General features: G+C 42.2%; 12 protein-coding genes and 2 riboswitches. Of the genes, 4 read left to right on the forward strand and 8 right to left on the reverse strand.

Going from position 1 to position 13,792, the window contains the following annotated elements; all coding sequences use genetic code 11:
• Positions 1 to 179: 179 nt before the first annotated feature.
• From J7E52_RS02055 to J7E52_RS02065, 3 genes are read right to left on the reverse strand one after another with little or no spacing between them, the layout of a single operon-like run.
• Positions 180 to 617 (reverse strand): flavodoxin domain-containing protein, encoded by a 438-nt coding sequence (locus J7E52_RS02055; RefSeq protein WP_286197361.1) that lies wholly within the window; start codon positions 615 to 617, stop codon positions 180 to 182.
• Positions 589 to 1,641 (reverse strand): ribonucleotide-diphosphate reductase subunit beta, encoded by a 1,053-nt coding sequence (locus tag J7E52_RS02060; RefSeq protein ID WP_137023613.1) that lies wholly within the window; start codon positions 1,639 to 1,641, stop codon positions 589 to 591. The genes J7E52_RS02055 and J7E52_RS02060 overlap by 29 nt, the downstream gene beginning before the upstream one ends.
• A gap of 45 nt (positions 1,642 to 1,686) precedes the next feature.
• Entirely contained in the window at positions 1,687 to 3,984 is a 2,298-nt protein-coding gene (locus J7E52_RS02065; protein WP_214743461.1) for a ribonucleoside-diphosphate reductase subunit alpha, read from the reverse strand.
• Between the two features lie 139 nt (positions 3,985 to 4,123).
• Positions 4,124 to 4,304: riboswitch (cobalamin riboswitch) on the reverse strand.
• A gap of 292 nt (positions 4,305 to 4,596) precedes the next feature.
• Here J7E52_RS02065 and J7E52_RS02070 point away from each other — a divergent pair.
• A complete protein-coding gene (locus J7E52_RS02070) occupies positions 4,597 to 5,526 on the forward strand; it encodes a manganese-dependent inorganic pyrophosphatase (RefSeq protein ID WP_214743462.1) in 930 nt (309 codons plus the stop codon).
• A 101-nt stretch (positions 5,527 to 5,627) separates the two neighbouring features.
• Here the strand turns inward: J7E52_RS02070 and J7E52_RS02075 are convergent, their stop codons facing one another.
• From J7E52_RS02075 to J7E52_RS02085, 3 genes are all read right to left on the reverse strand, one after another.
• Positions 5,628 to 5,774 (reverse strand): hypothetical protein, encoded by a 147-nt coding sequence (locus tag J7E52_RS02075; RefSeq protein WP_155726446.1) that lies wholly within the window; start codon positions 5,772 to 5,774, stop codon positions 5,628 to 5,630.
• A gap of 85 nt (positions 5,775 to 5,859) precedes the next feature.
• The gene (locus tag J7E52_RS02080; protein WP_214743463.1) at positions 5,860 to 7,317 is read right to left on the reverse strand and encodes a SulP family inorganic anion transporter; all 1,458 of its coding nucleotides are present in this window, start codon (positions 7,315 to 7,317) and stop codon (positions 5,860 to 5,862) included.
• Positions 7,318 to 8,200: 883 nt separating this feature from the next.
• Positions 8,201 to 8,395 (reverse strand): hypothetical protein, encoded by a 195-nt coding sequence (locus J7E52_RS02085; protein WP_214743464.1) that lies wholly within the window; start codon positions 8,393 to 8,395, stop codon positions 8,201 to 8,203.
• Between the two features lie 81 nt (positions 8,396 to 8,476).
• Positions 8,477 to 8,567: riboswitch (cyclic di-GMP riboswitch) on the reverse strand.
• 32 nt (positions 8,568 to 8,599) lie between these two features.
• On the opposite strand from J7E52_RS02085, the gene J7E52_RS02090 reads away from it, so the two are divergent.
• Positions 8,600 to 8,959 (forward strand): YslB family protein, encoded by a 360-nt coding sequence (locus J7E52_RS02090; protein WP_214743465.1) that lies wholly within the window; start codon positions 8,600 to 8,602, stop codon positions 8,957 to 8,959.
• On the opposite strand, the gene J7E52_RS02095 is transcribed toward J7E52_RS02090, so the two are convergent.
• Positions 8,960 to 10,171 carry an MFS transporter gene (locus tag J7E52_RS02095; protein WP_214743466.1) on the reverse strand — a complete coding sequence of 404 codons (1,212 nt, stop codon included), beginning with the start codon at positions 10,169 to 10,171 and terminating at the stop codon, positions 8,960 to 8,962.
• A gap of 199 nt (positions 10,172 to 10,370) precedes the next feature.
• Between J7E52_RS02095 and J7E52_RS02100 the strand changes: the two genes are divergently transcribed.
• A complete protein-coding gene (locus J7E52_RS02100; RefSeq protein ID WP_214743467.1) occupies positions 10,371 to 11,678 on the forward strand; it encodes a CitMHS family transporter in 1,308 nt (435 codons plus the stop codon).
• A gap of 165 nt (positions 11,679 to 11,843) precedes the next feature.
• Positions 11,844 to 12,476, forward strand: a complete 633-nt coding sequence (locus J7E52_RS02105) for a superoxide dismutase family protein (RefSeq protein ID WP_214743468.1) — start codon at positions 11,844 to 11,846, stop codon at positions 12,474 to 12,476.
• Between the two features lie 297 nt (positions 12,477 to 12,773).
• Here J7E52_RS02105 and trhO read toward each other — a convergent pair whose 3' ends face one another.
• Positions 12,774 to 13,739, reverse strand: a complete 966-nt coding sequence (gene trhO / locus J7E52_RS02110) for an oxygen-dependent tRNA uridine(34) hydroxylase TrhO (RefSeq protein ID WP_214743469.1) — start codon at positions 13,737 to 13,739, stop codon at positions 12,774 to 12,776.
• Positions 13,740 to 13,792: the final 53 nt, after the last annotated feature.

The following is a 13,792-nucleotide window of genomic DNA, read 5'->3' on the forward strand; positions in this document are numbered from 1 at the left end:
GGAGTCTTTTTCTTTTTCTTTTTCTTTTTTTTTCGGCGAGTTCCTTTAATACGTTGTCCAATTTTTCTTCGATCCGTTTAGTACGATTTAAATGCCTGACAGGAAAAACACGAAGAATATAACGAATACGACAAGCACTAGCATAAAAAGGATAGGCAGGAACTGTGTTATATTTTCAGTCAGTTCTGGAATAGCGAGGCGAACTTTTGAAGTCTGGGCAAGTCTGATTCTTGATACATCTGTTCTATCTTCAATGTCACCAATAACTGGCTCTTGGCAAATAACATGTCCCGGAAATGATCGACCGCCCCACAAAAATGATTATAGTTGGTTTCACCAGTGCCGAAGACTCCCGTTTTCAGATGAGCAATAGGCAACTGTTCCAGTTCTTTATAAAGGGCTGCTGATTTAGCGGGAAGCTCCCCATTGCCCCATGTATAGGTGCCGATAATCAATGCATCGTAATCCGGCACTGTACGTAAATCGAATTCATTCATTCGATATAGTCCAGCTTCAGGTATAAGGGAAGCGAGGGCTTCAGCAAGCGCTTTTGTATTGCCGCCGGCAGAATGATAGACAATGGCAACTTTACAGCTCATCGAACCCATTGCTGGCATTTACTTGACTGTATGTCCTTGACTTCTGTTCGAAGAAATCGGTTTTGGTAAGTCCGATGGATTCATCATCGAACGTTTTGATCCATGGCATCGGGTTCTCGCCATACTCTTTATACAAATTTTCAAGGCCTAGCATACGTAACCGTTTGTTGGCGATATATTCGATGTACTCATTGAATTCTTCCAAATCGAGATCGGCTTTGGTTTGGATATCTTCGAGCATATATTCGGACCATTCCTTTTCGAGTTCGACTGCTTTTTCAATCGTTGTATAGATAAACTTCGTGTTTTCTTCATTATTTAGCTCAGGATATTCATACATCAAGATTTGAATGAGCATTCCAATGAAATCGAAATGGACCATTTCATCGCGATGAATATAGGATATCATCGTAGCGGAACCGGTCATTAAATTTTGGCGTCCTAAATTATAATAAAAGGCGAAAGCCAGATAGAAATATATCCCTTCAAGGTTCGTTGAATGGATCAGTGCCTCGAATAAATGCTGAGGGCTGGGATCGTCCACGAACGTTTGATAAGCATCAACGATCGGTTGGTTACGCTTAATCACTTCAGGATGTTCTTTAATGCGGTCGAAAAGCTGTTTTTGCTTGCCTACCGGAATCAAGGAAGCAAGGATATAGGAATAAGATTCATTATGGATCGATTCCTGCTGGGCCATGTTGGCCAGGATAGCTTTTGCCGCCGGATCTTTGATGTACCGAAGGATTTCTACTAAAGTGGGCGTTTGAAGACTGTCCATTCCAGCAATCATCGTAAGGATATCGAGAAAAGCGTCCTGGATATCCTCGTCCAATTCGCCCCACTGCTTTTTATCCTGAATCATGTTCACGCTCGAAGGCTTCCAAAAGTTATTGATGAGCTGTGTATAGGTATCATAGAATTTTTCATACTGAATATCGTTCCAAAGGAGGAAGCCTGAAGCTTCTCCTTTGAAAACACCGGTTGCCTTGGTTGGATGCGTCGGTTCCAGCATCCGAATTTTTTTGATATGATTGGTCATTCGTGAAAACTCCTTTAAGAATAGATTACTGGGTCATGATTGTCGTTAACTTGAACAGCTTTCGCAGGCATTGTCATATTCGGAAGAAGTCGAACGAACATAATACGTTGATTTCAACCCGCTTTCCCATGCAGTTAAATGGATATCCAATAGGACCTTCGCTTTGATAGTATTGTGTACATACAGATTAAAGCTGATTGCTTGGTCAATATGGCGTTGGCGGGCTGCATTTTGCCTGATGCTTTCCAGTTGGTCCAAATTAAATCGCGTCTTTTTATAATATTCATACGTATTTGGCGTCAAGCCTGGTGCGGTCACCTTGAATTTGAAGTTTTTCTTTTCTTCGTAAAATTCAATTTCATACAAAGGATCGATTCCATCCGTGGAATTACCGATCTTAGCTGTCGATGAATTGGGGGCAATTGCCATTAAATATCCATTACGGGTCCCATGTTCCTGCACGTCTGCTTTTAAATCCCTCCATTTTTGATCTGTATAATCACGCAGTTCGAAATAGTCCCCTGTATGCCAATCAGATCCTTCAAAATATGGGTATGATCCTTTTTCCTTGGCCAATTCGTTTGATGCCTTGATTGTTAAGTAAGCGATCTTTTCGTATAAAGCATCGGCATAGTGAACTGCCTCATCTGATTCCCAATAAATATTCTGTGTGGCAAGTAAATGATGCCATCCAAACGTTCCTAAACCAATTGCCCGGTAACGTTTGTTCGAGATGGATGCTTGTTTGACAGGAAGATTATTCACATCAATGACATTGTCCAGCATACGGATCTGAATCGGAATCAATCTTTCCAAAACATCGCTGCCAACCGCTCGGGGCAAGTTAATGGATGAAAGGTTGCAGACAACGAAATCGCCGCTTTTACGAACCACAACAACATCTCCATCTTCTGTTTCATATTCATCCGTGATCGTCGAAGGGCTTAGGTTTTGGGCAATCTCCGTGCAAAGGTTAGAACAATAAATCATACCTTTATGTTTATTGGGATTCTTCCGATTCACTTCATCGCGGTAGAACATATACGGTACGCCTTCTTCTAATTGAGAAATCATGATGCTTTTCATGATGTCCATCGCATTGATTTTTTCAAAGCTATAATTTGGAAGTGTGCCATTTTCTGCGGCCTCGACAGCAAGTGCATAATGATTCCTGAAGCTTCCTTCGCCTTTCTTCTCGTCATAAAGATCTTCAAGTGAAAATCCAAGGGTTTGCTTAACGGTATGCGGATCGAAAAGGTACCATTCTTTTCTGTCGCGTACAGCCTCCATGAATAAATCGGGAATGCATACACCTGTAAAAATATCATGGGCTTTTAATCTGTCATCCCCGTTTTGTGTCTTCAAATCGAGGAAGCTCATGATATCTTTATGCCAGGCATCCAAGTAAATCGCGATGGCACCTTTACGTTGACCCAATTGATCGACACTTACAGCTGTCTGGTTGAATAGTCGAATCCAGGGCGTCGTGCCGGAACTGTTTCCAGAGAAACCCCGGATATCAGAACCAAGCGAGCGAACCTTACCAACGTAAAGACCGACACCGCCGCCGAATTTAGATACTTTTGCTGCATCGTAGTTTGATAGATAGATGCCGTCAATGGAATCTTCAATTGCGTCGATAAAGCAAGAGCTCAACTGTCCATGTGTTTTACCTGCATTGGAGAGTGTAGGAGTCGCAACGGTCATATAAAGGTTGGACATGGCCCAGTATGCTTCTTTTATAAGTTGCAGGCGGTGCTCCGTTTTTTCCAATCGCATGATTTCCATCGCGATGATCATGAAACGTTCTTGCGGCAGTTCGTAGACCTTGTCCTTTTTTGGGCGGGCCAAATAGCGGTCGTTCAATAAGTAGATGCCTATGTAGGAAAATAATTTATCTTTTTCCGGGTCGATCACCGAACCCAATTCCTCAATTTCCGCTTTTGTATATGAAGATAGCAGTTCTGGCTTATAAATGGGATAACGTTGACCTTCTGAAAGCTGGGAGAGTTCCGTGATCAGCTCATAGAATGGGCCATAACTCATGCCTTCATAACCTCGGTTGGCTTGTGCATCCCTATACATTGTATTCAACAGTTCTGCTGCAGCAACGAACGTCCAATCCGGAGCATCGATATCCACACCTTCAAGAGCGAGCTGAATCAGTTTTTTTGATGCCTGTTCTTCGGTTGAGTCACTTTTGCGATCAAGCCATTTTGTAAAACGCTTTTTGAACTTTTCCATATCGAGACGGCCTTCGAATTCCTTCGATAACATCTCAAGCTGGATGGATTTCGTTTCTGTGTCATTTTCACTTATGGTAGAGTTATATGTTTGAGTCATTAATAATCCTCCTTGTTAACTTCCGATAAAATAAAAAAAACCGCCCAATGAATTGAGCGGATCAAACGATAGAATAAAAGAGCCATGAAAAAATAGCCGTTATACTATCGTTTCATCATCTCAATCCCCGAAGAATAAGAAACATGAAAAATTCAAGGCAGGTCTCCTGACTCATGATCATCCTACTTTGAGTCCTTCCCGTATAGAGAGCTATACAGTGGGTTTCTCATTTCGTCACATTTACAGTTGCGGGGACAGTTCCGGGTTTACACCGGATTCCCTTTTCAGCCATCACTGGCACCTTGGATTATAAAAAATTCTATATATAGTTATTGGTATTGTTTGTATAATCAATATCTAGTATTTCTGCTTATATTATCGTAAGCCATATACGATGATAATTCAACTAATATATTTGAAAAAAACCAACCCTTATCTATTGACAAAGTGAGGGCAGAGGGTGAAGCAATGAAAGATTTTATTGGGGAATGGATAATTCAAGCGCTGATTTTACGGGATTTTGTGTTAAAATAAAGTGTCTAGTAAAGGTGGCTCCCCTTATTGCGATGAGGGGATTCGCGGAAAAATATTTATGAAAAAGGGGATTAAATCTTGGAAAAAGTATTAGTTTTTGGACATAAAAACCCGGATACAGACACAATCTGTTCAGCAATCGCTTATGCAGATCTGAAAAAGCAGTTAGGTATCAACGCTGAACCAGTTCGTCTGGGTGAAGTGAATGGTGAAACTCAATATGCATTGGACCAATTCAAATTCGAAGCTCCCCGTCTTGTGGAAAAAGTTGCAGGGGAAGCTGATGGCGTAATCCTGGTCGATCATAACGAACGCCAGCAAAGTGCTGAAGATATTGACCAAGTCCGTGTGTTGGAAGTTATCGACCATCACCGTATCGCTAACTTTGAAACAAGCGATCCTTTATATTACCGTGCGGAACCAGTTGGCTGTACGGCAACCATTTTAAATAAAATTTATAAAGAAAACGGCATTGAAGTCCCTAAAGCAATCGCAGGTCTTATGCTGTCTGCCATCATTTCCGACTCTTTATTGTTCAAATCACCAACATGCACGGAGCAAGACGTTGCAGCAGCAATGGAATTGGCTGCCATTGCAGGGGTCGACGCTGAAACATATGGCTTGGAAATGTTGAAGGCGGGAGCTGACTTAAGCGACAAAACGATTGCCCAGCTTATCACTCTTGATGCAAAGGAATTCTCCATGGGAATGGCTAAAGTGGAGATAGCACAGGTCAATGCTGTTGATCCGAACGAAGTCCTTGCTAAGCAAGCGGAATTGGAAGCGGCGATTGAAGCGGTAATCGCTGTGAAGGAATTGGACTTATTCCTATTCGTCGTAACGGATATCTTGACTAATGATTCTGTTGCCTTGGCTCTTGGTAAAGCAGCATATGCAGTGGAAAAAGCATACGACGTTTCATTAAACAATAACATCGCCGTATTGGAAGGCGTTGTATCGCGTAAAAAACAAATCGTCCCGGTCTTAACGGACGTATTCAGCAAATAATACAGGAAAAGGGGTGCTCATCAAAAACATGGGCATCCTTTTTTTTGTACACGCAAAAAAAAAGACTCAACCATCCATTAAGGGTGTTTGAGTCTTTTTTCTTAATTCAAAGCTTCCTTTTCTTTTTCATAGGCGATGACAATCAATTCTTTATTGGCTTCCTCGCCAAGTTTGCTTTCAAAGCTTTTCAGTTCATTCAATAAATCCGGTGACAGATTTGCTGCCGTATAATCCTGCTCGGGTGTCATGCTTTTCGCTCCTTTCAAAAGGAAATAATTCATGTTATCTATTTTGTCGGTTTGAAAAGTTTCTATTCAGCAGAAATTTTTTTCTTCAAGATATTTTACTTTCTGAGGTGGCGAGTTTTTCAAGCAATAACGAACTTTCATCATCAAGTCCTTGCACTTGTACAGGTATTCCCAGAAGCTGATATTTAAGGACAACCGTATCAACAGCACCGACTGCTGAAGCATCCCATATTTTAGAATGGGAAAAGTCGATGATGATTGCATCGGCTTTTTCCTTGAAATCGAACTTCGAAACAAAGTCCTGGACTGAAGCGAAAAATATTTGTCCGCTGATAAGATAAGTGATTTTCTTAGCCTGGATGTCTTCCGTTTTCTCTACTGCCACTTTAGAAATTTTAGCCGAGAAGAAAATCATGCTCAAGAGCACTCCTGCAAATACCCCTTTTGATAAGTCATGTGTATAAAGGACAATGAGGACAGTCACGATCATCACGGCTGCATCCGACTTTGGAGCTTTAGTGAGCCTCTTTAGGGAAGACCAGTCAAAGGTCCCGATTGAAACCATGATCATCACTGCGACAAGTGCAGCCATCGGTATTTTAATAAGGACATCATTCAATACCACGATTAATACCATAAGGAATGCGCCAGCTACAAAAGTGGAGAGCCTGCCCCTTCCACCCGATTTAATGTTGATACCGGACTGGCCGATCATCGCGCATCCTGCCATGCCGCCGAAACATCCGGCAATGATATTCGAAATCCCCTGGCCTTTGGCTTCCTTATTTTTATTACTGTCCGTGTCAGTCATCTCATCGACTATTTGAGCCGTCAATAACGATTCAAGCAGCCCTACAAACGCAAGGGCTATGGAATAAGGGAAAATGATCGCCAAGGTTTCGAAGGTCAAAGGGATGTCTGGAAGCATGAACATCGGAAGCGCTTCGGTCAATTGCCCCATATCCCCGACCGTACGCACCGTAGCCCCCGTGGTAACTGCAACGATCGTCATGAATATGATGGCGACAAGTGGTGAAGGTATGACTTTCGTGATTCGCGGAAAAAGATAAATGATAGCTAATGAAACGGCTGTCATGACATACATGATCCATGTTTCGCCAACGAAATGGGTGAGCTGTGCCGTGAAAATCAAAATGGCTAAGGAATTCACAAAACCAGTCATGACCGGCTTCGGAATGAACTTCATTAACTTCCCGATTTTTAAGACCCCTAGCAAAATTTGCAGCAAACCAGTCAATATTGTTGCAGCAAGTAAATAGTTCAAGCCATGATCTTTTACAAGGTCGACCATGACGAGTGCCATTGCCCCAGTGGCAGCCGATATCATTCCCGGCCTCCCGCCGACAAAAGAGATGACGATGGCAATGCAGAATGAGGCATATAGACCAACCATTGGGTCAACGCCGGCAATGATCGAAAAGGCAATCGCCTCAGGAATCAATGCCAAGGCAACGACAATTCCGGATAGAACATCCCCTCTAACGTTGCCGAACCATTCCTGTTTGTATGCAGATGTATTCAAAGAAACACTCCTTCTTTCTTTTATATATGTGTGTTCATTTCTTTTAACGCACTAAATTATAGCATGAGTCCTTCTTTCTATCTATATGGATAATATAAACGACAAATCGAGGGCTATTCATTCTTATCATAGGCGAATGAAGGTAAAAGGCCTAAAGGGGGAAATTTCAAGAAATGACGATGGGTATCATCCAATAAGGAAGGGTGAAAAATTTCCAAAGGCTTCTGAATCGCTTTCGCTTAAGAATCATTGAAGGCTGACTGCAAGAAGATTAGTGAAATTCGTTATAATCCAAGAAAAATTGGATGTGGAATCATTTCAATTGGAATTTTCGTGGGACTTTGTGGCAATCGTATTGAGAGGGGATGATCATTAGCATTTCCCTGATTCTTTTCCCATTCACCTTGGTGAAAATCCTGAAATTCTCGAAGCAGAGGTAAAGGACAGTCACATTGATTGAACTATACAGGCCACACAGGATTGCCGTTTTGAAACTGGAAGAGGTGTCACTTACTGCCCTCGAATCTAATCGAAAGAGAAGCGGAAAAAGCTGCGGAATGGGATCATATGAAAGAACAGCTTTATCTTAAATATAAGGAAATCATCGTGACAAAAACGGGATGATATGATGATACTGCATGATTTATATGAATCGAGCCAGTTATAGTCCGCCGCACAATCACTTTACATAGCAATGATAAAAGACCTTGAAAGGGTCTTTTTTTATTGAATTTTGTGTGTAATCTGGGTAAGGAGGCATGAGGAAGATGGCTATTGTTATCGGAACAATAACTTACATTTTCAACATACATGGAAGTGGTGAGGGTGAAAAGGCCAGCTCTATCAAAGTTTTTGGAGTAGGAACCCTCCCGGTGTCAAGAGGCTATTCCTTATCAATGATACTGTATTTACATTTAGGACATGTCACTTCTTTATAGTGCTTGAACCTGATCTTTCGAAGGTCGCTTCTGGTCAACATTGCGAATACATTATACCTTGTGCCGCATGCACAAGTATTTTTATCTTTAACTATGTGTCTCTCATCCGTAGTAGCTGAATAAATGGTTGGAAAAAACATATATAACCCTCCTATTTTTAATTTTAGGCAAATTAAAAAGGGGCAAGAAATTGATAATAAAGAGATCCATTCAAGAAAAATCTTGGCAGCCCGGCTGCCATGACAACTAAGATGTTGTGTTAGGCCCGTGGCTTTGCGTCTTTTACTTTCATAAAATTTGCCTAAAATAATCTTAACATAAAATTTGATGCGTTATGAAGTGTTATGGCTGCAGCCAACCTTCCCCTTTTATTAAGTATCAACAGCAATCAGCAGGATTGTCCAAAATATAGAAGGAAAATAGCGAAGTATACAAAAGGGTTTCTTCGATTCGTACAAAAAGTACGATTGAAAGAGACCCTTTTGGTACGCTATAACTTGGGAAACCATGTGCAGCAGCTGGTTTTCAATATTCCTTTTTCGTGTGTGCAGGACTTCTGTTCGTTTTTCTCCTCACTGCCTGTATCGGAATACGGCCGAAACGAAATTCAGTTCCAGAGGTATCCAGAACTACTGCTGTATGAGAGCATTAAACATGAGAAAGCCTGCTTCCAGATGGAAGCAGGCTTTCTTGCCAAAGTGTGATTAATGTGATCTGGCCAACTCCGGATTGCGGTGCATCGCGAAATAGAGGATAAGTCCGGCTATGAGGAGTAACGTGCTGGTCGTGATGAAAACGGCGGAGAATCCGTAGAAACCAGCAACCATACCGCCCATTGCGGGTCCGATGATATTGCCTAAAAAGCGCAGGCTCGTATTGTACCCAAGTACTTCCCCCTGCATTGCGACAGGCGCTTCTTGGCGAATGTAGGCAATCCTTACAGGGATGATGCCGCCTATTGCCATGCCTAGTATGAAACGTACAAAAACAAGCTGCCAAAAATGATTGATGAAGGCACCGGGCAAGTAGACAAGAGCTGTCAGAAAAAGAAGCAGCACAAGAATCTTCACATGTCCATGCCGATCACCTATCTTGCCCCAGTGACGCGCCATCAATAAATTCCCCAGGCCTGCTGCAGAAAAGGCGATTCCTGAATAAAATCCAAGATTGGAAGTTCCATGCAGCTCACCAACGTATAAAGAAAGAATGGGCTGGATGCTGAAGTGGGCAACTTGAACAAGTGTCGAAATGAGCATGACATTCACCAGGATGGGATTCCTTAAGATATGCGAGAGCACCTCCCTGCTTGTATAGCTCGACTTCGTTCCCTTCTGCCGTTCCATTCGGTACTCCTTGGTTGCAAAAACAAGAAGCCCAGAAATGAAAATGGTGATGGAGGTGAATTTAAAGGCGGTTGAATAGCCGAGCGTGTCTGCAAGCAGGCCGCCAAGCAATGGACCGAAAAGGGAACCGGTTATATTTCCCGTTTGCAAGGTTCCCAGTACACGTCCGGCAATTTCTTTTGGGGTCTGCGTTGATATGAAGGCCTGTGACATGGAAATGAAGCCAGTAAATATTCCTGTGAACATCCTTAAGACGAATAGCTGCCATACATTTTCAACGAATCCCATCAGGAAAATGGACAGGCCCATCCCAAAGGCGCAGGCAATCAATATTTTCTTTCTGCCGTACCGGTCACCAATGCGTCCCCAAATGGGAGAAAATAAAAAGGCAGTCACAAAAGTGATTCCAAAAGTCCATCCGGACCAATGCTGGATATATTGAGTCGAATAATCTCCGAATGTACCAATGTATAAGGATATGAATGGGAGAACCATTGTCATGCTCCCGCCTATGAAGAAATTGGCGAACCACATGATGAAAAGGTTCCGTTTAGCTATTTTATGAGCATTCATTTTACATACAACACTTCTTTCCTCCGAAAAAACTTCGGGTTCCTAAATAATAGTATACAGAATTTGACTAATTTATTAAACGAATTTGTTTTACTGGTTTTTTAATGAATGTGCAAATGGTATAATGTGAAAATATTGATTTTTCAGAAAAATTAAAAATCAAAAGATATTCATTTTTCCATTTAAAGGAGTTTTTAACATGTTAACGATTTTAGGATTTTGCATGATTTTAACGTTTCTGGTCTTAGTCATCACAAAGCGCTTATCAGTGGTTGTCGCTTTTATCTTCACGGCGATAGCTTTTGGTGTGATTGGTGGGTTTGCTTCGGAAATGGGAGATATGATGGTTGCGGGTATTTTAAAGGTGACACCGACAGCAGTCATGATCGTTTTTGCTATTCTATACTTTGGTTTAATGATTGACGTTGGTTTATTCGATCCCATGATCGCTAAAATACTGAGTTTTGTAAAAGGAGACCCGCTAAAGGTTGTCATGGCAACCGCCATTATAACCATTTTGGTAGGTTTGGACGGAGACGGTTCTTCCACATTCATGATCACCGTTTCAGCCATGCTGCCGCTTTATATCAAATTAGGGATGAACAGGCTCGTATTGGCCTGTGTCGTTGGTTTAGCCGCTGGGGTCATGAATATGATCCCTTGGGGAGGTCCTTTGGTCAGGGCGGCCGCGAGCCTTCAAGTTGAAGTATCGGAGTTATTCATTCCGCTCATTCCGGTCATGATTTGCGGTCTTTTATGGACGCTTTTTTCGGCATATGTACTTGGCAAAAAGGAAAGGGAGAGATTGGGGGTCAGTTCCATGGAGACGACCATGCCACCTGGTATGAGCGAACAGGCAGCAGCTGTTGAAACCGCACCTCAAGGAACATCCAAGCTTTTTTGGTTTAATTGGCTTCTGACGATTTTATTGATGGTATTGCTTGTGATGGAAGTGCTGCCGATCCAAATCTTATTCGCCTCCGCTTTTGCGATTGCATTATTTGTTAACTTTCCGAACCCGAAAGAACAGCAGGAAAGGATTTTAAGTCATGCCAATAGCTTCGTGATGATCTGTACACTCATTTTCGCTGCAGGGATTTTTACGGGTGTATTCACAGAAACGAAGATGATGGACTCGATGGCCGCTTCAATCGTAACCGTCATCCCGGATTGGCTTGGGGCACATTTGCCACTGGTGGTAGCGCTGACGAGCATTCCGATGGGATTCATCTTTTCACCTGATGCCTATTACTTTGGCATTCTGCCGATAATAAGTGAAACGGCATCGAGCTTCGGGATTGCCCCTGTAGAAATCGGAAGGGCGGCTTTATTAGGTCATTCGACCACAGGGTTCCCCTTATCGCCATTGGTGCCTGCCACCTTCATATTGATTGGCCTTGTAGGTGTGGATTTTGGGGATCACCAAAAATTCCTGTTTAAATGGGCATTTGGGACAACCATCATCATGACGATCGCAGCCATTACTTTCGGGGTCATCACTTTGTAGTGAGCCCATTAAGCTATAATGCAAAATCCTTGTCTGTGAATTTAGTAAGGGTTTCACTCTCAAGGAATAATCCATTTTCCTATTTATCCCGCTTTATGTTTATTCTTCCATAATGGTGGAAAGTAATAAGAGAAAGATACATATAAGAGAGTGAGGGAGTTTATCATGAACTATAAACAAAAACTTGTACTGCCTATGTGTGCTGCCCTTTTACTGTATGGATGTAATTCAGCGGATGATTCAAATCAGTCCGATAATGATGCCGAGGACATGACTACAGTGGGACAAGGAACAGATACAGAGGTTGATCCGCAGGTGAAAGCGGAAGTTAAAGATGTAGATGGTAAAACACTTGGGACGGTAAACTTTAGCGCTGAAGAGAATTCCGTAGTGATCGAGACCGCTTTGGAAGGCCTTGAGCCAGGCTATCATGGATTCCATGTTCACGAAAACGCAGCATGTGAGGCAGATGCCAAGGATGGCCCTTTCACTACAGCAGGAGGACACTTCAATCCAACTGGTGAAACGCATTCTAAACACGCAGGTGATATGCCTCCTTTATATGTAAAAGAAGATGGGACGGCAAAATATTCGGCAACATTGGATAACATGACAATAGACCAACTGAAGAAAGAAGAGCTGGCTGTAATCGTTCATGCGAATCCAGACAACTTTGCCAATATTCCTGACCGCTATGAAGCCAATGGAGAAAAAGGACCTGATGAAGATACTTTGAAAACTGGTGATGCAGGCGATAGGCAAGCTTGCGGGATTGTTGTAAGTGCAGAGGCAAAATAACATTAATGAAGTAAGAGCGATTCCTCTAAAGAGGAATCGCTCTTTTCATTGAAGATAAAACGGCTGGCCGCTAAAATCTCAAAGCTGAAACCATTCTTTTTCCGATTTAAGAAGGTTTTTTCTATTGTGATATAGAAGTAAGAATGTAAGTAATATTGCAGTAGAGGCAGATGGCATTAAAAGATCATAGTTAATTCTAGCAGTGGAATGAAGTCCGAGACATAGGTTTAATATAGGAAAATAAGATTTAAAAAAACCCGAATAGGGATCATGTCCACTGATTCGGGTTTGCTAAAATCATTTTGCCGTAATGTTTTCTTCGATTAGCTGTAATCTCTCAGCCACTTCTTCTTCAGAAAGGTTATGCTCGACTACATAGCGGTTACGCGGATGCACTCGGCATTCATGAGTACAGCTGCGCATATGTTTGTGTTCGTTCTCTTCACTGCAAAGGATTTTCTTGTTGCATTCAGGATTAGCGCAATTAACATAGCGTTCACAAGGTTCGCCGGAATAAATATCGCGTCCGACAATGACATGTTCCTTTTGATTGATAGGTACGGCAATCCTTTCATCGAAAACATACATTTGGCCATCCCATAGCTCACCTTGGACTTCGGGATCCTTCCCGTATGTTGCGATGCCGCCATGCAGCTGGCTTACATCTTCAAAGCCTTCTTCGACAAGCCAGCCGGAGAATTTCTCACAGCGGATACCGCCGGTGCAATACGTCAGGATTTTTTTGCCTTCGAACATTTGCTTATTTTCCCGGACCCATTCAGGAAGTTCACGGAAATTCGTGATTTCCGGCTTGATTGCACCCCTGAAATGTCCTAAGTCAAATTCATAGTCATTTCTGGCATCAAGGACGATGGTATTTTCATCTTGCATTTGCTCGAAGAACTCCTTCGGGCTCAAGTATTTGCCTGTCGTCTGGTTCGGGTTGATGTCATCTTCCAAGCGAAGCGTTACAAGTTCATTGCGTGGACGAACATGCATTTTTTTGAAAGCATGGCCGTCAGCTTCATCTATTTTAAACACGATATCGGCAAAGCGGGGATCGCTTTTCATCATGTCCATATATTTGTTGGTTTGTTCGATCGTACCTGAAACTGTTCCGTTGATACCCTCTGATGCCACCAAGATACGGCCTTTCAATTCAAGGGCTTTACATGCCGCAAGATGCTCGGCAGCGAATTCTTCGTGATTCTCGATTGGTGTATACAAATAATAAAGTAATACTCTATATGGTTTTGTTTCCATTTTTTATTTACCACCTATGTTTTATATTTGCAAGATATAAAGGGTGATCATTA

It is taken from the genome of Bacillus sp. ISL-34 (genome assembly GCF_018613325.1).
Lineage (GTDB): Bacteria > Bacillota > Bacilli > Bacillales > DSM-1321 > Peribacillus.